This is a genomic window from Xanthomonas floridensis (assembly GCF_001642575.1).
In the GTDB taxonomy this organism is placed as follows: Bacteria; Pseudomonadota; Gammaproteobacteria; order Xanthomonadales; family Xanthomonadaceae; genus Xanthomonas; species Xanthomonas floridensis.
Map to the genome: position 1 here is coordinate 1 of NZ_LXNG01000017.1, position 26,252 is coordinate 26,252.

At 65.8% G+C, this 26,252-nt stretch carries 17 protein-coding genes and 1 other RNA gene; 14 read left to right on the forward strand and 4 right to left on the reverse strand.

What is annotated here, in order from left to right; translation table 11 throughout:
* Window positions 1-128 precede the first annotated feature (128 nt).
* Complete coding sequence (locus A7D17_RS10890; RefSeq protein WP_064509098.1) at window positions 129-2,822, reverse strand: TonB-dependent receptor; 2,694 nt, start codon at window positions 2,820-2,822, stop codon at window positions 129-131.
* A 359-nt stretch (window positions 2,823-3,181) separates the two neighbouring features.
* Window positions 3,182-4,567 (reverse strand): helix-turn-helix domain-containing protein, encoded by a 1,386-nt coding sequence (locus A7D17_RS10895; RefSeq protein ID WP_064509099.1) that lies wholly within the window; start codon window positions 4,565-4,567, stop codon window positions 3,182-3,184.
* A 135-nt stretch (window positions 4,568-4,702) separates the two neighbouring features.
* Between A7D17_RS10895 and A7D17_RS10900 the strand changes: the two genes are divergently transcribed.
* From A7D17_RS10900 to A7D17_RS10935, 8 genes are all read left to right on the forward strand, one after another.
* On the forward strand, window positions 4,703-6,208 hold the full coding sequence (locus tag A7D17_RS10900) for a CoA-acylating methylmalonate-semialdehyde dehydrogenase (protein ID WP_064509100.1): 1,506 nt from the start codon (window positions 4,703-4,705) through the stop codon (window positions 6,206-6,208).
* Between the two features lie 10 nt (window positions 6,209-6,218).
* A complete protein-coding gene (locus A7D17_RS10905; protein WP_064509101.1) occupies window positions 6,219-7,400 on the forward strand; it encodes an acyl-CoA dehydrogenase family protein in 1,182 nt (393 codons plus the stop codon).
* Entirely contained in the window at window positions 7,397-8,194 is a 798-nt protein-coding gene (locus A7D17_RS10910) for an enoyl-CoA hydratase (RefSeq protein WP_064509102.1), read from the forward strand. Before A7D17_RS10905 ends, A7D17_RS10910 begins: the two co-directional genes overlap by 4 nt.
* The gene (locus A7D17_RS10915) at window positions 8,194-9,366 is read left to right on the forward strand and encodes an enoyl-CoA hydratase/isomerase family protein (RefSeq protein WP_064509103.1); all 1,173 of its coding nucleotides are present in this window, start codon (window positions 8,194-8,196) and stop codon (window positions 9,364-9,366) included. Before A7D17_RS10910 ends, A7D17_RS10915 begins: the two co-directional genes overlap by 1 nt.
* 114 nt (window positions 9,367-9,480) lie before the next feature.
* Entirely contained in the window at window positions 9,481-10,383 is a 903-nt protein-coding gene (gene mmsB / locus A7D17_RS10920) for a 3-hydroxyisobutyrate dehydrogenase (RefSeq protein WP_193395336.1), read from the forward strand.
* Between the two features lie 565 nt (window positions 10,384-10,948).
* Window positions 10,949-12,004, forward strand: coding sequence for a cation diffusion facilitator family transporter (locus A7D17_RS10925; protein WP_064509105.1), 1,056 nt, complete (start codon window positions 10,949-10,951; stop codon window positions 12,002-12,004).
* A gap of 51 nt (window positions 12,005-12,055) precedes the next feature.
* Window positions 12,056-12,132, forward strand: a non-coding RNA gene (locus A7D17_RS10930) — sX9 sRNA.
* Window positions 12,133-12,293: 161 nt separating this feature from the next.
* The gene (locus tag A7D17_RS10935) at window positions 12,294-13,577 is read left to right on the forward strand and encodes an aspartyl/asparaginyl beta-hydroxylase domain-containing protein (protein WP_064509106.1); all 1,284 of its coding nucleotides are present in this window, start codon (window positions 12,294-12,296) and stop codon (window positions 13,575-13,577) included.
* An 18-nt stretch (window positions 13,578-13,595) separates the two neighbouring features.
* On the opposite strand, the gene A7D17_RS10940 is transcribed toward A7D17_RS10935, so the two are convergent.
* The gene (locus tag A7D17_RS10940) at window positions 13,596-15,098 is read right to left on the reverse strand and encodes a tetratricopeptide repeat-containing sulfotransferase family protein (RefSeq protein ID WP_064509107.1); all 1,503 of its coding nucleotides are present in this window, start codon (window positions 15,096-15,098) and stop codon (window positions 13,596-13,598) included.
* Between the two features lie 156 nt (window positions 15,099-15,254).
* Here A7D17_RS10940 and A7D17_RS10945 point away from each other — a divergent pair, with 156 nt between their 5' ends.
* The 3 genes from A7D17_RS10945 to A7D17_RS10955 all read left to right on the forward strand — a co-directional run bounded on the left by A7D17_RS10945 (window position 15,255) and on the right by A7D17_RS10955 (window position 20,495).
* Window positions 15,255-15,707, forward strand: coding sequence for a hypothetical protein (locus A7D17_RS10945; RefSeq protein WP_095522600.1), 453 nt, complete (start codon window positions 15,255-15,257; stop codon window positions 15,705-15,707).
* Between the two features lie 38 nt (window positions 15,708-15,745).
* Window positions 15,746-17,338 (forward strand): sulfotransferase family protein, encoded by a 1,593-nt coding sequence (locus A7D17_RS10950; RefSeq protein ID WP_425479591.1) that lies wholly within the window; start codon window positions 15,746-15,748, stop codon window positions 17,336-17,338.
* A gap of 304 nt (window positions 17,339-17,642) precedes the next feature.
* Window positions 17,643-20,495, forward strand: coding sequence for a TonB-dependent receptor (locus A7D17_RS10955; protein WP_064509108.1), 2,853 nt, complete (start codon window positions 17,643-17,645; stop codon window positions 20,493-20,495).
* 160 nt (window positions 20,496-20,655) lie between these two features.
* On the opposite strand, the gene A7D17_RS10960 is transcribed toward A7D17_RS10955, so the two are convergent.
* On the reverse strand, window positions 20,656-22,737 hold the full coding sequence (locus tag A7D17_RS10960; RefSeq protein ID WP_064509109.1) for a 3-hydroxyacyl-CoA dehydrogenase NAD-binding domain-containing protein: 2,082 nt from the start codon (window positions 22,735-22,737) through the stop codon (window positions 20,656-20,658).
* 235 nt (window positions 22,738-22,972) lie between these two features.
* On the opposite strand from A7D17_RS10960, the gene rpoE reads away from it, so the two are divergent.
* The 3 genes from rpoE (at window position 22,973) to A7D17_RS10975 (ending at window position 26,167) form a co-directional block, all read left to right on the forward strand.
* Window positions 22,973-23,593: an RNA polymerase sigma factor RpoE gene (gene rpoE / locus A7D17_RS10965; RefSeq protein WP_064509110.1), complete on the forward strand. Its 621-nt coding sequence runs from the start codon at window positions 22,973-22,975 to the stop codon at window positions 23,591-23,593.
* The gene (locus tag A7D17_RS10970; protein WP_064509111.1) at window positions 23,590-24,462 is read left to right on the forward strand and encodes a sigma-E factor negative regulatory protein; all 873 of its coding nucleotides are present in this window, start codon (window positions 23,590-23,592) and stop codon (window positions 24,460-24,462) included. Before rpoE ends, A7D17_RS10970 begins: the two co-directional genes overlap by 4 nt.
* A 109-nt stretch (window positions 24,463-24,571) precedes the next feature.
* Window positions 24,572-26,167, forward strand: a complete 1,596-nt coding sequence (locus A7D17_RS10975) for a DegQ family serine endoprotease (RefSeq protein WP_064509112.1) — start codon at window positions 24,572-24,574, stop codon at window positions 26,165-26,167.
* The last annotated feature ends 85 nt before the right edge of the window (window positions 26,168-26,252 follow it).

A 26,252-nucleotide genomic window follows, 5' to 3' on the forward strand; every position in this document is an offset into this window, starting at 1 on the left:
GAACACGACGGTGCCCGCGCCAGGGACATGGTGGCCTGCACAGAACCGGCAGATACAACGCGTATCTGCCGGTTCTGTGCGTGCCGTGCATGCATTGCCGGCGACTGCACGTTAGGCGTCCGCACTACTTAAAAGCGGTACGTCGCTTCCAGCTGGTAGCGACGCCCGAACAGCTGGTAGCCGCCATCGTCCTGGTTGGCCAGGCGATTGGGCTTGTTGTCGGTATAGGCGCGCAGCGGCTCGTTGGTGAGATTGCCGGCCTGGAAGCGGAAGCCCAGCTGCTTGCTGTACTGCCAGTTCAAGCTCAGATCCACGGTGCCTTCGCTCTGCAGGCGTGCCAGACGCGCGGCATTCCAGCCGTACACCACCGTGTAGGGGCTGTGGTATTTGTAGCCCACACGTGCTTCGAAGGTGCCGTTGCTGTACCACAGGTCGAAGGTGCCGGTCTTGCGGGCCAGGCCGCTCAGCGGAAGCGGGTTGTTTTCCGGCGAGAATTCCTTGAGGTTGGAATCCACCAGCGAATAGTTCGAGTAGACGCCGAAGTTTTCCATGTGCGGGATGAAGAAGAACGGCGTCTGGAAGGTGAGTTCCACGCCATTGATGTAGCCGCCGCCGCCATTGAACGGTGCGCTGACCAGGTAGTCCAGGCCGTTGATCACTTCGCGGTCGGTACGGTAGCCGATGCTCGAATCCACTTCCTTGCGGTACACGGCCAGTGCGGCGAGCGCTTCCTTGTGGAAGTACCACTCGTACGACACGTCGACCTGGGTGGCCTTGAACGGGTCCAGCTGCGGGTTGCCGCCGCTGCCGGTGAGCTGGCCGACGGTGACGTTGGGGTCGTCCAGGCGGCGGCCGGTGCGCAGTTCGTCCAGCGGCGGACGCGCGATGACCTTGGCCACCGCAAAGCGCAGGATGCGCTGGTCGTCGATCAGGAAGTTGAGCGTGGCGCTGGGCAGGACGTCGGTGTATTCCTTGCTGTCGGTGCTGGGCTGGATGGTGTTGCCGATCGAATCGAAGCCGTCGCTGGTGGTCTTGGTGTTGACCAGGCGCACGCCGACATTACCGGTGACATCGGTGCCGAACAGCTGCGAGCTGAAGACCGCCTTGGCAAAGGCTTCGCGCACGTCTTCCTTGACGTTCCAATGGTCGAGCAATTGTTCGTCTAGCGTGCTCGGGTCGAAACCGCCGAAGCCGATGCGCGCGATCTCGGCCATGTTGCCGCCGGTCAGCGTGGGCACGTTCAAGTCCGGCATGGTCACCGGGTAGATCAGGTCCTGATACGCCGAGATCGGTTGATCGAAACCGGATTGGTTGCTGAGGAAGCGACGGTTCTCTTTTTCGCGACGCGCAGCGCGTGCGCCGAATTCCAGCGAAGTGAACGGGCCGGCATCCACTGAGCGGCTGGCATTGAGCGCCAGGGCGGCGATCTTGTCGCGCAGCGCCTGCGGCTCGGTCTGGCCATTGATGCCCCACTCGGGCGTGTCCGAGCTGGTGCTGATGGTGGGAGTAACACTGCGGCGGAAATCGAAGGAGATGGTGTCCGGGTTGCTGCCGAAGCGCACCGCCTGCCAGGTGTTGTCGCGTTTGGCCTGGGAGAACGACAGGTCGCTGCCCAGGGTCCACACATCGCCGTTCCACTTGGCATTCAGGCCGCCGGCGGTGAGTGTCTTGACCTCGTTGTAGTGGCTGACCACGTGGTCGACCTGCAGGTTCGAATTGGCCAGCGTGCCGGCCACCACATCGCCATCGACGATGGTGTAGGACGAGCCCGGCGTGGTGTACGGATTGGTAGCGCCGGAAAAGGTGCTGAAGGCCAGGCCGTTGAACCAGTTCTGCAACTGGTCTTCGTCGATCTCGATACGCGAATACAGGCCGTCGAACTTCAACTCGAAATTGCCCGAGCGCCATTGCACCGTGCCCATCGCGCCGGTACGGGTCTGGTCGATCAGCTTGAGCTGGTCGGCCGCGCCCCAGGGGGTGGGATCGACGGTGCCATCGCCATCGACGTCGCGCGAGGTGGTGGCATCGGTATAGCCCCAGCTGCCGATCGACGAACTGGCGTTTTTCTGCTTCTGGTACGTGGCGCCGAAGGCCACGGCCAGAGTGTCGTTGAACTTGTGCACCCAGCTGGCGCCGAAGCGGCTGCCCCATGGGGTGTAGCCGTCCACGTCCTTGGCGTGGTCGTAGAACACCGGGCCGGCGGTGCCGACGAAGCCCGGCCCGGTGTAGTCCAGCGGGCTGATGGTGGAGATGTCCACGGTGGCGGCCAGGCCGCCGGCCACCAGGTCGGCCGACTGAGTCTTGTAGACCTTGACGGTGGAGACGATCTCGGTGGGGAACACCTCCCAGCGCACTGCACGGTTGGGCTCGGAGGAGGCGATCTCGCGCCCGTTGACGGTGCCCATGGTCATGCGCGGGCCCAGGCCGCGCACGGTGGCCAGGCTCTCGTTGCCGCGGTCGCGGGTGCCGTTGACGCCGGGCAGGCGCACCAGCGCCTCGGCCACGGTAACGTTGGGCATCTGGCCCATGTTGTCTGCGGAGATCACTTCCATGACGTGATCGGACATCTGCTTGGCCTGCACGGCCTGATTCAGGCTGGCGCGCTGGCCGATCACGGTGATGTTGTCCAGCGTCACCGGCGCCTGGCCATTGCTGGCGGCGCTGCTGGTGTCGTTGGCCGGCGGCGCGGCGGGCGCGGTGTCCTGCGCGTGCGCGCTGAATGCGGTGGCCAGGACGCAGGCGATGGTGGTGCAGAGAACGTCGCGGACCGGCGTGCGGTGCGCAGGCCGGCTGGCCGAGCGGCCGGTGTGGTGAACAGGCATCGGTTGATCCCTCCCAGGACAAAGTGACCGAATAAGGTGGTTGGCTGCGTCGGCCTGCCGGCGCCGACGTGCGAGGCGCGAATGGGCGGGCGTGGCGTGCGGCGGTAATGCGTGGTGCGGTGTGTTTGTGTGGCGCCGAGACGCTCGACGAGCGCGTTGGCGTCCCCCTGTCCTGCATGTGTCCGCTTCAGGGTAGAAGCGCGAGTCATTCCATTCCAATGAAGCATTTTGCGGGAGCTATCTCGGCTTGGAATGCTGCAGTGCAGCGCTAGCGTCTGCTTCGTCACACTCCGGCATGGGTGGTGCCAGTGGCGATCAAAGGTTGCTCCATGTCGTGACCGTGCGCCCTGGTCTCACGGTCAGCGTGCACTGGCCGGAAGCCGGGGCAGGGCAGGAAATGCGCGCTGCACGCAGTCGCTGCGCTCGCAGGTCAGGCAGCCGGGCCCGATCGGCACCGCATCGTCCACCGCGCCCAGATCCCAGCCGCGCGCGTAGACCAGTTGGTCGGCATGGCGCAGGTCGCAGCCCATTGCCAGCGCGAAGGTCTTGCGCGGGCGGCCATAGCCTGGCGGCCCGCTGCTGACCTGGCGTGCCAGCCAGAAATAGCGCCGGCCATCGGGCATGCGCGCGATCTGGGTGAGGATGCGGTCGGGCTGGTTGAAGGCTTCGTACACGATCCACAGCGGGCAGGCGCCGCCGACATGCGAGAAGTGGAAGTCGGTGGCCGAGTGGCGCTTGGAGACATTGCCGGCGCGGTCCACCCGCATGAAGAAGATCGGCAGCCCGGCCGCACCGCGCCGCTGCAGGGTGCTCAGGCGATGGCAGACCGCCTCGAAACCCACCCCGAAGCGGTCCGCCAGCCATTCGATGTCGTAGCGCGAGGCCTGTGCGCTGTGCAGGAAGTCGCTGTATGGCATCACCAGCGCGCCGGCGAAATAATTCGACAGGCCGATCCGCGACAGCGCGATGCGCTCGGCATCGGCAAAGCCGGCATCGGCGATGCGCGCCTCCAGTAACGGGGCAGATTCCAGCAAGGCCAGTTGCGCAGCCAGTTGAAACGCCTGTTGCCCGGGCCGCAGATGCGCGGGCAGCCACAGCACGCGCGCCTGCGTATCCACATGTCGCTTGTCGTGGTGCAGGTCGGGCGATTCCTGCACCAGCAGGCCGTGGCGATCGGCCAGGCGTTGGCGTAACCGCAGCGGCAGGCTGTCGGTGGTTGCGCCGAGTTCGGCGTGCAGTGCTTCGGCGCGTTCGTCCAGTTCGGGCAGATAGTTGTGCGCGCGGTTGAAATAGTCGCGGACCTGCTCGCCGGGCGACAGCGACGGCATTGCCGCATGCCCCACGCCGACCTGGATTTCCAGCGCGCCAGTGCGCTCCAGCAGGTGCTGATGGGCACGCTGCAGGTCCAGCAAGGCCTGCGCCACCTGCGGCAGGTTGCCGGCGAGCGTGCGCAGTTCGGGCGGCGACAAGGTGTGGCCCAGGCTGCGCAACGCATCGTCCAGCGGCTCGACCAGGGCGGCCGGGTCGTCCAGGTCGTGCAGGCCGTCCAGTTCGCCCAACGTGGCCTTGAGGCGCTGCTGAATCGCCAGGGTCAGCGGCCGCTGGTTGCGCTCGATCTGGTTCAGATAGCTGGGCGACAAGCCCAGCCGGCGCGCCAGCTCGGCCTGGGTCAGGCCGTGGCGCTGGCGCAGCCGTTGCAGGCGCAGGCCCAGCTGGTGCCGCAAGGGAGGAAGGGACTGGGGCATTCGCAAACTTCGCAAAAGGTTGCAGGTAGCTTAGCGCGATTAAGCAAATCATGGCTGGGAATGCCGGAGCGGGGTGCGAACAATGCGAAGCACTGGGCCAGCGTGGCCCGATGCCCCCTGTGAGCGAGCCCTGTGATGAGCGAATCCGTCCCCCGTGTGTCCCTGTTGATCGATGGCGAAATGGTGATCTCGGCCAGCGAGCAGTGGCAGGACGTGGTCAACCCCGCCGACCAGTCCGTGCTGGCGCAGGTACCGTTTGCCACCGTCGCCGAAGTCGATGCCGCCGTTACCGCTGCCAGCCGTGCCTTTGTCAGTTGGCGCAAGACGCCGATTGGCACCCGCGCGCGCATCTTTCTGAAATACCAGCAGCTGATTCGCGAGCACATGCCCGAGCTGGCCGCGCTGCTCAGCGCCGAGCAGGGCAAGACCCTGGCCGATGCCGAGGGCGATGTTTTCCGCGGGCTGGAAGTGGTGGAGCACGCCGCGGCCATCGGCAACCTGCAACTCGGCGAGCTGGCCAACAACGTCGCCACCGGCGTGGATACCTACAGCCTGCTGCAGCCGCTGGGTGTGTGTGCGGGCATCACCCCGTTCAACTTCCCGGCGATGATTCCGCTGTGGATGTTTCCGATGGCGATTGCCACTGGCAACACCTTCGTGCTCAAGCCGTCCGAGCAGGACCCGATGGTCACCATGCGCCTGGTCGAACTTGCCTTGGAAGCGGGCATCCCCAAGGGCGTGCTCAACGTGGTGCACGGCGGCGAAGACGTGGTCAACGCGCTGTGCGACCACCCGCAGATCAAGGCGCTGTCGTTCGTGGGTTCCACCAGGGTGGGCACGCACGTCTATCGCCGCGCATCGCTCGCCGGCAAGCGCGTGCAATGCATGATGGGCGCCAAGAACCATGCCGTGGTGCTGCCGGACGCCAACCAGGAACAGACGCTCAATGCGATGGTCGGCGCCGCCTTCGGCGCGGCCGGCCAGCGCTGCATGGCTGCCTCCACGCTGGTGCTGGTGGGTGAAGCGCGGCAGTGGATTCCGGAGCTTGTCAGCAAGGCCAGGAGCCTGAAGCTCGGTGCAGGCAACGCCGCTGGCACCGATGTCGGCCCGCTGATTTCCTGCGCCGCGCGCGAGCGAGTGGAAGCCTTGATCGCCTCAGGCGTGGAGCAGGGCGCCACGCTGGAACTGGACGGGCGCGCGCCGCAGGTGCCGGGTTTCGAGCAAGGCAACTTTGTCGGCCCGACGATCTTTTCCGGCGTCAAACCCGGCATGCGCATCTACGACGAAGAAATCTTCGGGCCGGTGTTGGTCATTCTCGAAGCCGCCACGCTGGATGAGGCCATCGCGTTGGTCAACGCCAATCCCAATGGCAATGGAACGGCGCTGTTCACCCAGTCCGGCGCGGCCGCGCGGCGTTTCCAGGAAGACATCGATGTAGGCCAGGTCGGCATCAACGTGCCGATTCCGGTGCCGGTGCCGCTGTTTTCCTTCACCGGCTCGCGCGCTTCCAAGCTCGGTGACCTCGGTCCGTACGGCAAGCAGGTGGTGATGTTCTACACCCAGACCAAGACCGTGACCGCGCGCTGGTTCGACGACCAGACGCTGAGCCATGGCGTCAACACCACCATCTCCCTCAAGTGAGCCGATCGCCATGAATGCAGCCATCCAGCTCCACCCCAACGCGGCCGATCTGAACGACGAGCAGGAAGCCTTCCGCGCCGCCGCGCGCGACTTCGCCGACAAGGAACTTGCTCCACATGCGGCGCAGTGGGACGCGGAAGGGCACTTCCCGCGCGAGGCCATCGCCAAGGCCGCCGAACTGGGCTTTTGCGGCCTGTACACCGACGAGGGCGTCGGCGGCCTGGGGATGCGCCGGCTCGATGCGGCGGTGGTGTTCGAGGAACTGGCCACGGTCGATCCGTCCACCTCGGCCTTCATCAGCATCCACAACATGGCCACCTGGTTGATCGCCAGCTACGGTAACGATGCGGTACGCGCGCAGTGGGGCGAGGCGATGACCAGTGGCGTCAAGCTGGGCTCGTACTGCCTGACCGAACCGGGCAGCGGTTCGGATGCGGCCTCGCTGAAGACCCGCGCGCAGCGCGATGGCGACAGTTACGTGCTCAACGGCAGCAAGGCCTTCATTTCCGGCGCCGGCGCCACCGATGTGCTGGTGGTGATGGCACGTACCGGCGAAGACGGCGCCCGTGGCATCAGCGCGTTCGCGGTGCCGGCCGATGCGCCGGGTATCAGCTACGGCCGCAAGGAAGAAAAGATGGGCTGGAACAGCCAGCCCACGCGCGGGGTGACCTTCGCCGATGTGCGTATTCCCGCCGCCAACCTGCTCGGCAAGGAGGGCGAGGGCTTCAAGATGGCGATGAAGGCGCTGGACGGCGGCCGCATCAATATCGCCGCCTGTTCGCTGGGCGCCGCGCAGGGTGCGCTGGACGCCGCGCGTCGCTACATGGGCGAGCGTCGCCAGTTCGGCAAGAAGCTGGCCGATTTCCAGGCGCTGCAATTCAAGCTGGCCGATATGGCCACGCAGCTGGTGGCCGCGCGACAGATGGTGCACACCGCAGCGCGCAAGCTCGATGCCGGCAGCCACGATGCCACCGTGTGGTGCGCGATGGCCAAGCGCTTCGCCACCGATGCCGGCTTTGCGATCTGCGACGAGGCACTGCAGATCCACGGCGGGTATGGCTATATCCGCGAGTACCCGATTGAGCGATTGCTGCGCGACAGCCGCGTGCATCGCATCCTGGAAGGCACCAACGAAGTGATGCGCATGATCGTGGCGCGTCACCTGCTCAACGGCGAGGAGGAACTGCGATGAGCGATTGGGAAGGGCGCATCCACACCGGCCTGCAGATCGAGCGCGATGGCCACGTGGCCATCGTCACCCTGAGCAACCCGCCGGCCAACACCTGGACCGTGCAGAGCCTGGCTGCCTTGCGCGATCTGATGCAGGCGCTGGATGCCGACCGCAGCGTGTACGCGCTGGTGATCACCGGCGAGGGCGAGAAGTTCTTCAGCGCCGGCGCCGACCTCAAGCAGTTTGCCAATGGCGACCAGGCCGTGGCGCGCGAGGCGGCGCGTCGCTTCGGCGAAGGTTTCGAGGCCTTGAGCGCATTCCGCGGCGTGTCGATTGCCGCCATCAACGGCTATGCCATGGGCGGCGGGCTGGAGTGCGCGCTGGCCTGCGATCTGCGCATTGCCGAGCAACACGCACAGCTCGCCTTGCCCGAAGCCAGCGTCGGCCTGCTGCCATGCGCCGGCGGTACGCAGAATCTGCCGCGTTTGGTCGGCGAGGGCTGGGCCAAGCGCATGATCCTGCTCGGCGAACGCATCGATGCCGCCACTGCGCAGCGCATCGGATTGGTGGAAGAGGTCGTCGGTCAGGGTGAGTCGCGCGCATTGGCGATCGCCTGGGCGCAGCGTGCCGGCAAGCAGAGCCCGGTCAGTGTTACGGCCTGCAAACGGTTGGTGCAGTCCACCCGTACCGGCACCCACGCCGCAGCCCTGGTGGCCGAACGCGAGGCTTTCGTGGATCTGTTCGAGCAGGCCGACCAGGCCGAAGGCGTTGCCGCGTTTCTGGAAAAGCGCGCGCCGCGCTGGAGCGCGCACTGATGGCGGAGACCAGCACACGCGAAGACGCGCCGGTGCTGTTCGAGCAGCGCGACTGCGCCGATGGGCATCGCATCGGCATCGCCACCTTGAACGCGCCCAAGACGCTCAACGGGCTGTCGCTGGAGATGACGCGGCTGCTGGATGCGCAATTGCGGGCCTGGGCCGATGATGCACAGGTTGCCTGCGTGGTGCTGCGTGGCGCCGGCGACAAGGCCTTGTGTGCCGGCGGCGATCTGCATGGGCTCTACCAGAGCATGCGCGCGCATCGCGATGCGGTACCCGAGGCTGCGCAGCGACGCGCCAGGCCGCAGGACAATGCGCATGCCGCTGCCTTCTTCGAGGAAGAATATCGGCTGGACTACCACATCCACACCTATCCCAAGCCGGTGCTGTGCTGGGGCCATGGCATCGTGATGGGCGGCGGCATCGGGCTGATGTCCGGCGCCAGCCATCGCGTGGTCACCGAGCGCTCGCGCCTGGCCATGCCTGAAATCACTGTCGGCCTGTTCCCGGATGTGGGCGGCAGCTGGCTATTGCGTCGCGTGCCGGACGGCGCCGGCCTGTTCCTGGCGTTGACCGGGGCTCCACTCAATGCCAGCGATGCCGTCCATGCCGGGCTGGCGGATGTGCAGCTGGAGCATGCGCAGTATCCGGCGGTGCTGGAAGCGCTGGGCGCGCACGCGTGGAGCGGCGATGCGCAGGAGGATCGCGCGCAACTGGGCGCCTTCCTGCAAGGCCTGGCACAGCCGCTGGAGCCGGGTCCGCTGCAACTGCATGCGGGGTTGATTGCGCAGCTGGTGTCCGGCGACACGCTGGAGCAGGTCGTCGCGGCGATCGACGCCCTGCAGAGCGAAGATGCCTGGCTGCAGGCCGCGCGCACCACGCTGGCCGCCGGTGCGCCGGGTTCGGCACGTCTGGCCTGGGAGTTGCAACGTCATCCGGGTACCGCCACGCTGGCCGACACGTTTCGTACCGAGTATGTGGTTGCGCTGCACGCCGCCGCGCATGGCGATTTTGCCGAGGGCATCCGTGCGCTGCTGATCGACAAGGACCGCCAGCCGCGCTGGCAACCGGCATCGCTGGGCGACGCCGATGCGGCCTGGGCAGCAGGCTTCTTCGACGCTCCCTGGCCGGCGGAGCAGCATCCGCTGGTCGATCTGGGCACGGGCTAGGCACCGCGATGCGCGGCAGCGCGCAGGCAGGCAGCTTGCGCGCTGCGTCCGTGCAGTCGCGAGGTCGCTGCTGCACGGACGCAATCCGTTTCTTCTTCTGATGAGTGCTCCAACCTGGAGATCGACACGATGAGCAAGATCGCCTTTATCGGCCTGGGCAACATGGGTGGCCCGATGGCCGCCAACCTGATCAAGGCCGGGCACCAGTTGCGTGTGTTCGACCTGATGCCTGCTGCGCTGGACGCTGCTGCGGCCGCCGGCGCGCAGGCGGCCGGCTCGGCGCACGACACCCTGGCCGACGCCGAGATCGTCATTTCGATGTTGCCGGCCAGCCGCCACGTGGAAGGCCTGTACCTGGGCGATGGCGGCATCCTGGCGCAGATTCCGGACGGCGCGCTGGTTATCGACTGCAGCACCATCGCGCCGGTCTCCGCGCGCAAGGTGGCCGACGCTGCGCACGCACGCGGGTTGGCGATGCTGGATGCTCCGGTCTCCGGCGGCACTGCCGGTGCGGCGGCCGGCACGCTGACCTTCATCATCGGTGGTGCTGCCGATGCACTGGAGCGTGCGCGTCCCGTGCTGCAGGCGATGGGCAAAAACATCTTCCACGTCGGCGACAACGGCGCCGGCCAGGTCGCCAAGCTGTGCAACAATATGGCGCTGGGCGTGATCATGGCCGCCACCGGCGAGGCGCTGGCCCTGGGTGTGGCGCAGGGTCTGGACCCGGCGGTGCTGTCGCAGATGATGGCGGTCAGCACCGGTCGCAGCTGGGCCACCGAGGTCTGCAATCCCTGGCCGGGCGTGCTGCCCAACGCGCCGGCTTCGCGCGGCTACACCGGTGGCTTCGGCAATGATTTGATGCTCAAGGACCTGGGGCTGGTGGCCGAATCGGCGGTGCAGGCCGGCGTCTCGATCCCGCTGGGCGAGCTGGCGCGCAATCTGTATGCGATGAATAGTCAGGCCGGTAACGGTGGGTTGGATTTTTCCAGCGTGGTCAAGCTGGTCGCCAAGGTTTGAGAGCGGCTTAGACAGCCACTGCGCCCACCGCCAAGTGGGCGTTGCCGGCTTTGTAACTCGCCTTCGTCACGTACGTGATTGAACGGGGTGCGTAGGGTGCGCAGCGATGATCTGCGGCTCGGCTGCGAGGCCCTTGCCCCGCCTACCATCGCCGGACACGCCGCAAGTACATCCCGGCAGGCTCTGAGGCGGCATCCCTGCCGCATCAGGTCCCGCGACAATAGGCGGGCAAGGGCCTGTCGAGATGGTCGGTATGCAAGCGTGCAAGCAGCGCATGCGGCGCGGCGTCTGATGAAGCGCGGTCTGGGTAGCCGCTTCCGCCCGAGCAATCGCGCTGTCACTACGACATCACTCCACCCGCCAATGAAGGCAGTGGGGTCAGTACGTGCCGCCATTGCGACGGTGTTCGAGCGAAATTTTTGCCAGCCGCTTCACGTTGCTATCCGGCCCGGGCAAGACGGCGCAGTGCCGTGCTCACGTGATGTGATTTCATCACGCACAGGTGTAATAGTCTCCGCATGCCCACGCGCCTACTGTGTGCGCGCACTGCACGAGGCCGCACATCATGGGACACGATCATAGCCACGCCCCCAGCGACATCCGCCACGAAGCACCGCTGTGGTGGGCGCTCGGCCTGACGGCGACCTTCCTGGTGGCTGAAGTCATCGGTGCGTTCGTGTCCAACAGTCTGGCCTTGCTGTCCGATGCCGCGCACATGGCCACCGACACACTCGGCTTGATGATCGCATTGCTCGCCGTGCGCCTGAGCCGGCGCCCGGCCGATGCACGCCGTACCTACGGTTATGTGCGCCTGGAAGCGCTGGGGGCGCTGGTCAACGGTGCACTGCTGTTTGGCGTAGGTGCCTACATCCTGTGGGAAGCCGCGCAACGCTTTCGCACGCCACAGGAGATTTCCTCCAACGGCATGCTGTTGATCGCCGGGCTCGGCCTGGTGATCAATCTGATCGCCATGAAGCTGCTGCACGCCGGCAGTGGCGAAAGCCTCAACGTCAAGGGTGCCTACCTGGAGGTCTGGAGCGACATGCTCGGCTCGGTGGCGGTGATCATCGGTGCCTTGCTGATCCGCTGGACCGGCTGGCAGTGGATCGACCCGGTACTGGCCGTGCTGATCGGCCTGTGGGTGCTGCCGCGCACCTGGGTACTGCTGCGCGAAGCGATCAACGTCTTGCTGGAAGGTGTGCCCAAGGGCATCGACCTGGCGCAGGTACGCCAGGCCCTGATCGGCTACCCGGGCGTGGACGATGTGCACGACCTGCATGTCTGGGCGCTGGCCTCCAGCACGCCTGCACTCACCGCGCACGTGGTGGTGGGCGAGTCCATCGACCGCGACCGCCTGCGCGACGCGCTCGGCACGCTCCTGCACGACCGCTTCGACATCGCCCACGTCACCTTGCAGGTGGAAAGTGGCGATTGCGGCACGCCGCCGTGTGGCACGCCGCTGCCCGCGCATGACGCCATGCCATCCGGCCACGTGCAGGGGCGTTCCACGCCGCAGTCGCATGCCGGTCACGCGCATGCCTCACCGCATTCCGATCGGACTCACTCCCACGGACATCACGCACATGGGCACTCCCATGCCCACGATGGTCACAGCCACTAGGAGTGCCAACAAAACGAGTACGCAGCCGCGCGGCCGGTGCTCGGAATCGACATGTACCACTCATGCACTTGGGTTGTGAGCGCGCCGTCCACACCCACCTGGCGACTATTGCCTACGTTTTGCCAGCTGCTCCCGATTGGCGAGACCCTGAAAGGCGTGCGGCATCCTGGCGCCTGGCGCCTGTAGCGGGCGGTGCGACAGTCAGGGCTGTGGTCGCGCGCAAGGCGGTTGCATCAGCTTCCAGACCGTATGATCGTGCCAGGACGGGGGCCGAAACGGGGGAGATGTGATGGCAGCACAGGTCGAGCAACTCAACGCGCGCATCGCCGAGTTGATGCAGCAGGCGGGTGCGGAAGCATCGGCGGGGCGCTGGCAGCAGGCCGAGCAGTTGTGGCGGCAGGTGCGGCAGCTGTCGCCTGCGCATCCGCAGGCCCTGTACAGCCTCGGGGTGCACGCGCACCAGCGAGGCGATGCATTGGCCGCCCTCGAGTTTCTGCAAGGCGCGCGCGCAAGCAGCCCTGCCGATCCGATGATCGTGCTGACCATCGCCGTGGTGAAGCAGGCGCAGGGTGATATCGACGGGGAATGGCAGGCGATCAGCGCGGTGCTGATAATCGATCCTTACTTCTTGCCCGGTTTGCTGGCCAAGGCGGCGTTTCTGGACGCGCGCGGCAGGACACGTGCGGCCGCCGGTGTCTACCGCGATGCACTGAAGGTGGCGCCGCCTGAGCCGCAATGGCCGGCGGTCCTGCGGCGCAAGCTCGCACGCGCAAGCCAGGCGGTGGAGCAGGACACGCTGGAGCTGGAAGCGCAGCTGCGTGCCGTGCTGCACGCCCCGCGCGCGTCGGTGGATGCTGCACTACACGGGCGCTGGGACGAGGCGGCAGCGATCGCAAGCGGCCGGAGTCGGCCGTTCCATTCTCAATCCAATCGCCTGCATATTCCCCGGCTACCGGCGGTGACCTTTCATGACATCGCGGCGTTTCCGTGGGTCGCTGCCCTGCAGGAACAGACAGCTGCCATCACCGAAGAATTGCACGCGGTGATGCACGGCGACAGGGAAGGGTTTGCGCCCTACATCGCCTACGCCGCCGGTCAGCCGGTGAACCAGTGGCAGGCGCTCAATCACTCGCCCGCATGGAGCTCGTATCCGCTCTGGCAGCACGGCCAGCCCGTCCAGTCGCATGTGCAGCGTTGCCCGGTGACCGCCGCAGCGCTGTCCCTGGTTGATGCGGCACGGATCGATGGGGTCTGCCCCAACGCGATGTTTTCGGTGCTTGCGCCGCACACCGTGATCCCCCCGCATCATGGCGAAACCAATGCACGCCTGGTGGCGCATCTGCCGCTGATCGTGCCGGAAGGCTGCAGCTTCCGGGTGGGTTTTGACTGGCGCCGCTGGGAGGTCGGGCAGGTGCTGGTGTTCGATGATTCGATCGAGCATGAGGCGCGCAACGACAGCGCGCAGGCGCGCGTCGTGCTGATCTTCGATGTGTGGAATCCATTGCTCAGCAACGAAGAGCGCGCCATGGTCAATGCGATGGAGACAGCCATCGCGAGCCACCGCGCCGGATGAGCGCCGGCCGGCCGGCGCTCACTCCGCGATGGCGACACCGGCCCGGGTGAGCGCGTCCCGCAGTGGAGACAGTTGCGCGGCGTAAGCACGCCAGCGGCCCGACGCTTCACTGTGCAGCGGCCGGCGCACCTGCCAGTAGCTCGCAGTCCTGACCGCATTGCGCGCGCGATGGAAGTCCAGGCATTCCGGTTCCCAGGGCAGCTGCAGGAAGTCGAGCAGTGCGCGCAGCGTGGGCTCCGGGGCAGCAACAAAGGCGTCGTAATCGAAGGTATGGATGCTGTCCGGATACAGTGCCAGCCAATGGCGCATCAGTTGCGCATAGCTTGCATAGAAGTGGCCAATGTCCTCCAGCCTGCCCGCATAGCCGAACTGGTGCGGGTTGAGTTGCTGCATGAAGATCGACAGCCCGGTGTCCAGCGGGTGGCGGCGGGTGTGCACGATCCTGGCCAGAGGAAACAGCCGCTTGATCAGGCCGATCAGTTGAAAGTTGTCTGGACGCTTGTCGGTGATGTAGCGCAGCTGGGCTTGTTCCGGCACTGCCATCGCCACGCGTTGTCGGTAGCGGGCTGCCAGTTGCGTCAGCCTCTGCCCGGACAGCGCGTGCGCGGCTTGTGGAAACGGCGAGAGCGTCTGCGCAACCAGGCGCGGCAGCGCATCCAGCTCGCCTCCTGCGGCGATGTTCGGGTGGCGCGAAAGCACCTGCTCCAGCAAGGTCGAGCCGGAACGGAACATCCCGCAGATAAACAAGGGCTCCGTCGTGTCGCGTGCAGCGGCCGACGTGTCGTGGCGGTGCTCCGGGTTGTCTTGCGCAAACACACAGGTCAGATCGGAAAAAAACTGCTCGATCCGCTGCGGGTCATAGCGCCTGGCCTGCGTGTGACCGTGGCGGTTGGCCGTGCTCGCCGCCGCAAAGGCAAGCTGATGCAGTCCCAGGCGATCATAGGCCTGCGCCACCGCATGCGAGATGGTACTCATCAGCGCTGCGTCATGGCCCGCCACTGCGACTGCGCGGGCGAGGCCGGCCAGTCGCGCATCCGTCGCATGTGTGGGAGGATCCAGATGCAGCAGGCGCGCGCCGGCCTGCAGTTGCAGTGCATGCGTCGACGCGTCGGGATGGGCAATGCCGATGAGTCGCGAATACGCCGCGATCGCCTGATCGCGGTCTCCCAACTCCTCGTGCAGATTACCGAGATTGAGCAAGGCAGGCGGGTAGTCCGGGCGGCAGCGCAGCGCGCGCCCGAGTTCGTGCAGCGCCAGCGTGTCCTGATTCAACTGCTCGCTCAGCAGCGCGGCCCGGTTGAGGTGGATCTGCTCAGGGGCGTCCGCGCCACACCGCAACGCCTGCCCGTACGCGTCCAGTGCCGCTGCGGCTTCGCCGGTGCGGCGTAGCAGATAACCCAGGTTGTACCAGGCATCGGCGCAGTCCGGTTCGGCTTGCAGGATGTGTCGATAGGCGGCAATGGCCTGCGGCAGCTGTCCCTGCTGCAGAAGGTGCGCAGCCTGCTGCAAAGATGTCTTCAATACGCGGCCTCGACGTATGGATACCAGGTAACTGGCTGCAGCTTAGGCGGCGCGCCTTGGCTGTTCAATCGGCACGGGAGTGTGGTGGCAATGTCCGTACCACTGGCTGGCGGTTGCCTTGTATGCTCACGCATTCTCGAAAGGCGAAGATGCACGATGCACAAGCGGATGCTGTGGGGCCTGATGCTGCTGGGTTGCGCATGGACTGCGGGCGCGCAGGAGATGCCCACGCACGCCTGCGCCTCGGTGCCCGATCCATTGCCGCGCCTGGCCTGCTATGACGCCAGCTTCCCGCCAACGCCGGCGGTGCGCGCTGCCGAAGCCAGCAGGGCGGTACGGGAATTCGGCCACGATGTGGCCCGCCCAGCGTCAGTGTCTGCCGACAAGCCGCCTGCGCAGGTCAGCGCCGCCGTGCTTGCAGTGGCGTATCGGACCGACGGCACCCGCATCGTGACACTGGATAACCAGCAGCGCTGGGCAGTGACCGAACCCACCAGTCGCGGTCACGTGGCCGAGCGTGATGTGGTGACGATCCGAAAGGCGGCGATGGGCAGTTTCATGTTGGTCACCCCGGGCGGTGTCGCCCTGCGCGCGCGCCGCGTCGATTGATCTCGCGCATGATCAACGTGGGCGATAAGGAGGCAGGAGTGAGTGAAACCCCGCGAGAGCACATCCTGCGCGATGGATATCAGCTGCTGCGTCAGGGACGTTACCGCGAAGCGGTCGAACTGGCCGAGCGCGCCTGCGCGGATTACCCCATGGATGCGCACCTGCTTGAGCTGGCCAGCGAAGCCTGGCTGGCCAACGGCGATCCGGACACCGCGGCCGAACGTATCGAGGAGGCCGCATCGGTTGCGACGTCGCCCGTTGCGCTGCTGATCAAGTACGGCAGTTTGCTGGTGCAACTGCGCCGCCGCCGCGAGGCTCGCATGGTTGCGCAGCGTGCGCAGGCGCTGTCTGCGGGGGATGGAGCAGCGCTCTGGCAGATCGGCACGCTGCAGAGTGGCTGCCAGGACGTGGCTGCGGCACGCGATGCCTATCGGGACGCGCTGGCGCTGCTGGGCGAACAGCCACGGCTGATGTACGACCTTGCAACGATGCAGTTCTTCAGCGGCGAATTCGAAGCGGCGGAGCGCGTCCTGAATCGGCTGTTGCAGCTGATGCCAGGCGCTGGCGACGCCCTGTACCTGCGCGCCACGCTGCGGCGGCAGACCGTGCAGCAAAATCACCTGGACGACCTGCGTCGCAGGCTGGCCGCCTGCACGCTCGATCCCCCGGCCAGGGCCGCAGGCCTGTTTGCGCTGGCCAAGGAACTGGAGGATCTCGGGCAACACGCTGAGTCGTTTGAGACACTGACTGCGGCGGCGGCATGCAAGCGCGCAAGCCTGCAGTACGACGTCGCGGCCGAGTGCGCGCATATCGCTGCAATACGGGATGCTTACGGGCAACACACGTTGCAGGCCTTGCGTCCGGGGCAGGGGGGCGAAGGCGTGATCTTCATCGTTGGCTTGCCGCGATCGGGCACCACGCTGCTCGAACGGCTCCTCGTGCAGCGCGGTGGCGCACGTTCGGCAGGTGAGCTGATGGATTTCGGCGCCGTCCTCGGGGCGGCGACGTCTCGCGTGATGTCTGGTGATCCAGGGAAGGTGACTGCGGCACAGGCGTCGCTGCAGATCGATTTCGCCGCGCTCGGTGTGGAGTATGTTCGCGGCGCCCGCGAGGTCGTACAGGGGCATCCGGTACTGATCGACAAGATGCCGATCAACTATCTCTACTGTGGAATGATCGCCACTGCGTTGCCCAAGGCCCGCATCATCCATCTGGTGCGCGACCCGCTCGACACCTGCTACGCCATGTACAAGACGTTGTTCTACAACGCCTATCCGTTTTCGTACAGGCTCGAGGAGATTGCCGAGTACTACCTTGCATACCGGCAGACCATGCAGCACTGGCACACCGTGCTGCCGGGACAGATTCTCGATGTGCGCTACGAGGACCTGGTGCGCGAAACCGACACCCAGATGGCACGCGTGCTCCAGTGGTGCGGGCTCGCGCCGGGCGATGCACCTCCCGAACTGGACGAGGTGGCGTTTGTTACCGCAAGCGCGGCGCAGGTGCGCGGAGAGGTGCATCAACGGTCGGTGCACGGCTCTCGTCGGCACCTGTCGGGGCTCGGTGTGTTGGTCGATCGGCTACAGGCGGGCGGCTTCGCGCTGGCGGATTTGAAAGAATCTTGCTGAACCCGCGATGGAAAAAGCGAGCTGCAGCAGACCACTCGCAGGTCCAGGGCGCGCGCCGGACGCTGCGCACCTTTCTGGGGAATCTGTGCACCGCTGAGGCGCATGATTTAACGGGGCTTTAATTTTCCTCAACATCGTCTTAACATCGGGTTGGCAACTTTTTTGGGCGCCTATTCGCCCTCGTTAGCCAATGTGGCCTGCGCTTTTTGGGCGCTCGCCAACGTCGTCGCAGTGGTTCCGCACCTGTGCTTCCCCAGAGCCAGGCCTTGCCCTGCGCTATCCGTTCGGACTGTCGGAGAGAGAGATGAGATTGAAGACCAGCAAACTGCGTGACGCGATCAGGGTGTCGCTCACGGTTGGCGCCGCTGCACTGGCATTGACGGGCACCGTGGCGGCGCAGGAGCAGCCGTCGCTGGATGCCAAGAGCCTGGATACGGTCAACGTCACCGGTACACGTATCAAGAGCCAGACGATGACAGCCTCCAGCCCGGTGGCGGAAATCAACAAGGAAGAATTTCAGTACAGCGGCTCGACCAAGGTCGAAGATCTGATCAATCAGTATCCGCAGCTTTCGGCAAGCTTCGACAACTTTGCCAACAATGGTTCTGACGGCTATGCCACCGTCGATTTGCGTGGGCTGGGCGCGCAGCGCACCTTGACCCTGGTCAATGGCCGGCGCATTCCCAAGGGCGTGGGCGAGAGCCCGGACATCAGCATCATCCCTGCAGCACTCGTGCGCCGCGTGGACGTTCTGACCGGCGGTGCGTCGGCAGTGTACGGATCCGATGCCGTCGCCGGCGTGGTCAATTTCGTGCTCGACGACGAGTTCGAAGGCGTCAGCGTCGACATGGGCTACAACGCCTATCAGCACGATAACGGCAACAAGCTGATGCGCGGCTTGATGGATGAGGCTGGATACGATTATCCCAAGGGCAATTCCGGCTTTGACGGCATTTCCCGCAATGTGGATCTGGCGATCGGCGGCAGTTTTGGCGAATCCGGTCATGCCACGGCCTGGGCGACCTGGCGCGAGAATGATCCATTGCTGCAGGGGCAACGCGACTACTCCGCCTGTGCGCTGAGTACGGCAGGCACCGCCTGCGGTGGCTCGGCCACTGCCGACCCTGCCAACTTCTACGTCGTGGCCCCATCGGCTGGCGCTTTCTACGTGCAGCCTTCGGCTGGCGGGACCTGGTCCCAGGTCGCGTCTCCGAACCTGTACAACTTTGCTCCGTTGAACTACTACCAGCGTCCTGACACACGCTACACGGCTGGCACCAGCATCAAGTACGAAGTCAACGAACACTTCAAGCCCTACCTGGAAACCCTGTTCGTCAATCGCAAGAGCTCCACCCAGATCGCGCCGTCCGGCGCCTTCTTTACCGACCTCAACGTCAATTGCGCCACGTCGGTGATCGGCAGTCTCTGTAACGATGTCGGCATCACCGACGATGAGTTCACTGTCTACGTCGCCAAGCGCAATGTGGAAGGCGGCCCGCGTATCACCGACTCTGACACCAATAGCTTCAGCATCACCACCGGTGCCCAGGGCGACATCAGCGACAACTGGTCGTATGACGCCTCGTTTACCTACAACCGCAGCACCACCAAGTCGGAGAACAGGAACGACTTCGTCACCACGCGCGTGCGCGACGCGTTGCTGGGCTGCCAGCCGGGTTCGTTCGATGGCTGCGTTCCCTACAGCGTCTGGAACGATAGCGTGACCGCTGCGGAAGCGGAGGCGCTGCAGGGCGTGGGTATCGTCAATTACGAAACCTCCATGCGCGTGTTCAATGCCTTTGTGACCGGCAATTTCGGCTACAGCCTGCCGTGGGCCGGCGATAATCCGATCAGCGTCGTGGGTGGTGTGGAAACCCGTACCGAGACCTTCAGGCGTATTGCCGACAGCAATATGCAGACTGGCAATTTCACCGGCCTGGGGGGCCCTACCTCCAATGTCTCTGGCGATATCGGCGTCAAGGAGCTGTTCCTGGAAGGTGCGGTGCCCCTGCTGGCCAACGCAGGTAGCCTGGATCATCTCGACATGCAGCTCGGCTACCGCTACTCCGACTACGATATTTCTGGCGGTGTGAGTACCTACAAGGCCGGTCTGGGCGCGACATTCGTAGATGGTAAATACCATCTGCGTGCAGGGTGGAACCGTGCGATCCGCGCACCCAACGTGACCGAGCTGTACAACGAAAATACGATCAATTTGTGGAGCGGTAGCGACCCTTGCGCCGGTGCCAATCCGGTCCTCACCCAGGCCCAGTGCGCCAATACGGGCGTGACGGCAGCGCAGTACGGTCGCGTTGCAGCCAACCCGGCCGGCCAGTACAACGAGATCGGCGGCGGCAATACAGCGTTGCAGCCGGAAACGGCCAATACCTGGACCGTCGGTTTCGCTGCCAGCCCGATCAAGGGCCTGGATCTGAGCGTGGACTACTACGACATCAAGATCGACGACGCCATCCGCGCCATCGGGTCGTCCAATATCCTGACCGCCTGCGGTGTGACCGGTAACGCGGATATCTGCAGCCGCATTCGTCGTAATGCCACGACGGGCGATCTGTTCCGTGGCAGCGATGCGGACGTCTCGGGTCTGATCTTCAATTCCCAGGACAATTTTGGTTCCTTGCACTTCCAGGGTATCGATCTCACCGCATCGTATGCATGGAGCATCGGGCCGGGGCGCCTGAGCACCACGATGATGGGGAGCTATTCCCTCAAGCAGGAGTACGAACCTGTTCCGGGCGTGCAGGAAGTGACCTACGACTGCGCCGGCGTGGTCAACGTGGCATGCAACAGTGCCGAGTGGCGGCATGTGCTGAGCACGCGCTACAGCTTTGACCGGTACACCATTGGTTTGCGCTGGCGCTACATCGGCGAGCTGGATTACCAGAACACCGACGGCACCCGTGGCACCACCGACGTGCGCCTGGTCAACCAGGACAACAAGGTGTCGGCCTACAACTACTTCGATCTTTCCGGTTCGGTGCAGTTGGGCGATTACGTGACATGGACGCTGGGCATCAACAACATCGCCGATAAGGAACCGCCATTGGTGGGCGGCAGCCTGACCTTCAACGGTAATTCCTTGAGCGGTTATGACCAGGCCGGCCGTTACATCTTCACCAGCTTGGGCCTGCGTTTCTAAGTTGCTTCAAGGCCTTGTAAAAAAGAACGGCGAGCTTTGGCTCGCCGTTCTTTTGTCTGGTGCGTCTGCATCGATGCCATCGACACGCAGCTGCGGTGCGAACGGATCAAGAGTGACTTCAACGCGTCTCCAGCCCCCCCTTGCGCGCGTCGGTGGCGCCTTACGCCACCGGCTGGCGCAACACCGGCGAGTCCCAGCCCGGGCGCGGAGCAAAACGCTCGCCGTAGCGGGCATGCAATGCCTGCAAGCGTGCGAGCAGGGCATCGGCGCCGACGGTGCGGATGTGCTGGATCGGGCCGCCGCGGAACGGGGCGAAGCCGGTGCCGAAGATCACGCCGGCATCGAGCAGGTCCGCATCGGCCACCACGCCATCATGCAGGCAGGCCACCGCTTCGTTGAGCAGTGGCAGGATCAGGCGGTCTTCGAGATCGGCCGGCACTTCGTAGCCGCTGGCCACCTCCGGTTTGACCGCACGTCCGTTCTCCCACTTGTACAACCCCTGTCCATCCTTCTTGCCGCGCCTGCCGGCTTCCACGGTCGCCAGGGCGGCCGGAATCGGCAGATGCAGGAACGGCGCCAGCTCGGCGCCGACGCCGGCCGCCACGTCCAGGCCCACGGTGTCGATCAACTCGATCGGCCCCATCGGCATGCCGAACTTGACCGCGGTCTTGTCCAAGACCGGTCCCGGAATGCCCTCGGCATAGGCGGTGGCCGCTTCGAGCAGGTATGGAAACAGCACGCGGTTGACCAGGAAGCCCGGGGTACCCGCCACCGGCACCGGGAACTTGTCCAGCGCCTTGCAGAATGCCGCCAGGCGCGCGACGTTGGCCGGATCCAGCCCGTCGTGCTGCACGATTTCCACCAGCGGCATCATCGAAACCGGATTGAAATAGTGCAGGCCGGCAAACTGCGCCGGGCGCTGGAGATGCCCGCGGAGCTCGGTCAACGGAATCGACGAGGTGTTGGTGGTCAGCACCGCATCGGGCTTGAGCTGCGGCTCGATGGACTGATACAGCTCGCGCTTGGCCTGCGGGTTCTCGATGATCGCCTCGATCACCAGATCCGCCTGCGCCACGCCCGCGCCGGCCAGATCGCCACGCAAACGCGCGGCCACTGCCGGGCGCTTGGCCTCGTCCTTGACGCGCTTGGCGAACAGCTCGCCGCCACGGCCCAGTGCCGTATCGATGAAGCGCTGCTCGCGATCCTGCAGCGTCACCTCGAAGCCCTTGTAGGCCGCCCAGGCCGCGATATCGCCGCCCATCACGCCGGCACCGACCACATGCACATGGCGGATGGGGGGCAGCGCTGCGGCGCCAGCATCCTTGCCGCCCAGCGCTTTCAGCCGCTCGGTAAGGAAGAAGATGCGGATCAGGTTGCGTGCGGCCGGGGTGCTGGCGAGCTTGACCACCGCCTTGCGCTCGGCCGCAAGCCGCGCCTGGATACCGCTGCCGCCAGCGCGCTCCCACACATTGATCAAGGCATAGGGCGCCGGGTAGTGCTCCTTGCGCGCCTTGCGTGCGACCTGCTTGCGCATCTGTGGCGCCAGCAGCTTGCGTGCCACCAATGTATTGGTGGCCCAAGCAGTCGCACGTTGCTTGAACGGACGCGTGGTGCCGTTCAAGGCCAGCGCGGCGGCGACATCGACCAGCACGGCAGGCGCGGCGACCTTGTCGATCAGCCCCATCGCCCGCGCGGCCTTGGCCGATACGGTGCGGCCGGTCAGCATCAGGTCCATCGCCGCAGGCGCGCCGATCAGGCGCGGCAAGCGGGCGCTGCCGCCCCAGCCGGGAAAGATGCCGAGCTTGGTTTCCGGCAGGCCGATGCGGGTGCTGCCGTCATCGGAGGCCACCCGATACTGGCAGGCCAGCGCGATTTCGGTACCGCCGCCCATGCAGAAGCCGTGGATGGCCGCCACCGTGGGGCAGGGCAGCTCCGCCAGCTTCTGGAACACCTGCTGGCCGCGATGGATCGCGTCGTTGACCGTGCCCTTGCGATCGAAGTCCTGGAATTCCTTGAGATCGGCACCGGCAATGAAGCCGTTGGCCTTGGCCGAGCGCAGCACCACGCCCTTGGGCGGATCCAGCGCCAGCCGTTCCACCAGTGCGCCCAGTTCGAGCAGCACCTCCTGCGAAAATGCGTTGACCGCTGCGCCCTGGCGATCAAGGCTGAGCACGAGCACGCCGTCCTCGCGCAGGTCGGCCTGCCAGTGGCTGAATCGGAGCCCGTCGAAACCTGGAAGCATGCGGTTGGCCGTCCGGCGATAGAAGGAAAGGCCGTTATCATCCAGAGGTTGTTTCCTTCACGTCAAATACCCATACCTGTCGACAGGGACGGCGCGCGCTTCGGCGAGGCGTCGCAAGCGGCGCATCGGTACCGCTACCCTGATGCGTGACGCTCGTACGGATCGGTATGAACTTTCCTCTTCAACGGCGGTCTCATTGCCCGACTTCGGTGGGCTGACAGGAGTGCGGCCCACCATGGCCGAAGTCGATACACCTCAGGAGCTGGACCTTGAACTGGTCCGGCGTGTGCAACGCGGCGAAAGCGCGGCGTTCGATGTGCTGGTGCGCAAGTACCAGCATCGGATCGTCGCACTGATCGGGCGTTACATCGCCGACTGGAGCGAATGCCAGGATGTGGCCCAGGACACGTTTGTGCGCGCGTATCGCGCCATCAACAGTTTCCGCGGCGACTCCCAGTTCTACACGTGGCTGCACCGCATTGCCGTCAACACTGCCAAGAACCATCTGGTTGCGCACAACCGCCGGCCGCCCACCGACGACATCGAGATCAGCGATGCCGAGCAGTTCGATGGGGCCACCCGGTTGCGCGATACCGATACGCCGGAGCGTGAACTGATGCGACAGGAGCTGGAACAAACGGTGATGCGCGCGGTCCAAGCCCTGCCGGAAGAACTTCGGTCGGCCATCACCCTGCGCGAGGTGGAAGGTCTGAGTTACGAGGACATCGCGCGAAAGATGGATTGCCCCATCGGAACGGTGCGCTCGCGCATCTTCCGGGCGCGCGAGGCCATCGACATCGAGCTGCGGCCTCTGCTGGAGACCGAAAGCGCTACCCGTGAGCGACACCGTGTATGAGCCATAACCCCGACATGTCTACCACCGACAAGTTCGAACGCCACTACCGGCAGCAGTTGTCTGCGCTGGTCGACGGCGAGCTGAGTGCCGACGAATCGCGTTTCCTGTTGCGCCGGCTGGCCCACGACGAAGAGCTGGCCGGTTGCCACGAGCGCTGGCAGCTATGCGGCGATGTACTGCGCGGTGCGGCCAGTGCGCCGGCGCCGCTGGATTTTGCCGCGCGGGTCCGCAGCGCGATTGCCGATGAGCCCGCACCCCTGCCGCAGCCGGCGCCGCGTGCGGCCGCACGCTGGCGGTGGGGCGGCGGCGCGGCGATTGCCGCCTCGGTCGCGGCGATCGCCATGTTCATGGCGCGCGAGCGCTTGCCGGATCCGGCCCCGTCGGGGACCGAGGTGCCGGTGTATGCCACTGTTGCCGAGGTGCCTGCCGCAGCAGCCCAGCCAGCGGTGGCGCCGAAGGTGCCTGCAGCTCCCGATCCGGCCAATCCCGGCGATGGCGGGGCGCTTGTCGCAGCGGTTCCGGCCGCTGCGCTGGCCTCCACGCGTCGCGGTGCCGCTACCCGCAATCAGCAGGTCGCGCGTAGTGCGGCCGCGCGCCAGCAGCAGGCGCCGGTGCAGATGGTCGCTGCCGCTCCCCCGGCCGCGGCGAGCCCGGCGGTATCGTCCAACCCGTTTACGCATCCGGATACCACCTTGCAGGCACGTCCCTGGCCGCGCGCGGCACTGTCTGGCGTTGGCGACAGTCCGCTCAATGCCAGTTTCAGTCAGAGTCGTCAGGGCCCGGCGTTCTATCCGTTCGAACCAGCGCCGCAGGCGGCCCGGGCTCCCGCACCGAGCCAGCCGTCGTCGACGCAGGGCCCGCAACGCTGATCCGGCGGCCGACCTTCATCCATTCGGCGCCCTCCCTCCCGTTACCTTGTCGGACCCGTGTCGCTGCACGGGTTCCGGTTCCTGTCGCCCTGCCATCGGAGGCAACTCGATGAATCACCGCATCCGTACCCAGATGTTCGGCCTGCTTGCCATGACCCTGCCGCTGGCCGCCTGTGCCCAGCAAACCGCACCCGCGCCAGCGTCCAAGGCCAGTGCTCCGATCGCTGCCAACCGCAGCGCCACCCCGGCGCCGCAGCTGGTGGCGGGCTTGCCGGATTTCACCAACCTGGTCGAGCAGGTCGGCCCGGGTGTGGTCAATATCGAAACCACCATCACCCGCAAGGATGCGATGGCGCGTTCGGCGCGTGGCGGGCGCGGTGGTCAGGGTGGGATGCCCGGTCAGGGCGGCATGCCCGACGACGAGCAGATGCCGGAGTTCTTCAAGCGCTTTTTCGGGCCGGATTTCCAGATGCCGGGCGGTCCGCGGCAGGGGCCGGGTGGTGGCGATGACGATGGCGGCATTGCCGGCAAGTCGATGGGCTCGGGCTTCATCATTTCCGCCGACGGCTATGTGCTGACCAATCACCATGTGGTCGACGGCGCCAGCGAGGTCACCGTCAAGCTGACCGACCGCCGCGAGTTCAAGGCCAAGGTGGTGGGCAGCGACGAGCAGTTCGACGTGGCGCTGCTGAAGATCGAGGCTAAGGGCCTGCCGACCGTGCGCCTGGGCGACTCCAACACGCTCAAGCCGGGCCAGTGGGTGGTGGCGATCGGCTCGCCGTTCGGCCTGGACCACTCGGTCACTGCCGGCATCGTCAGTGCCACCGGGCGAAGCAATCCGTATGCGGACCAGCGCTACGTGCCCTTTATCCAGACCGACGTGGCAATCAACCAGGGCAACTCCGGCGGCCCGCTGCTCAACACGCGCGGCGAGGTGGTCGGCATCAATTCGCAGATCTTCTCCGCGTCGGGCGGCTACATGGGGATCAGCTTTGCGATCCCGATCGACCTGGCGTTCAGTGCGGCCGAGCAGATCAAGGCCACTGGTCGGGTCAGTCGCGGCATGCTGGGCGTGGCGGTGGGCCCGATCGACTCGTTGAAGGCCCAGGGCCTGGGCCTGCCGGATACGCGCGGCGCCCTGGTTAACGACATTCCCGCGGGCAGCCCGGCCGCCAAGGCCGGCGTCGAGGTGGGCGATGTGATTCGTGCGGTCAACGGCAAGCCGATCGAGGTGGCCAGCGACCTGCCGCCGATGATCGGCCTGATGCCTCCGGGCGCCAAGGTCAATCTGGACATCCTGCGCGACGGCAAGCCGCGCCAGGTCAGCGTGACCCTGGCGCCGTTGCAGGACGGCAGCGAGAGCGCTACACCGCGCACCGCCGCCGAGGACGCCAAGCCGGAGGCCCCGGCCAGCGTGGCTTTGCTCGGCTTGCAGGTGGCCGACCTGACCGCGGCCGAACGCAGCCGCCTGGGCCTGGAAGCAGGCGAGGGCGTGCGGATTGCCGCAGTCACTGGCGCTGCTGCGCGTAGCACCCAGCCACCGCTGTCGCCGGGCCTGATCATCGCCCGCGTCGGCCGCACCAAGGTCGGCAGCGTCGCCGAGCTCAACCGCGCGCTGTCCAGCTACAAGAAGGGCGACGTGGTCATGCTGCTGGTCACCGATGGCAAGGCCACCAGCTACGTGGCCTTGAAGGCCGGCGGCTAACGCAGGGAATGGAGAATCGGGAATCGGGAATGGCAAGAGCGGCTCTGCGATACGAGAGCACGCCTGCCTTTTCCGATTCCCCACT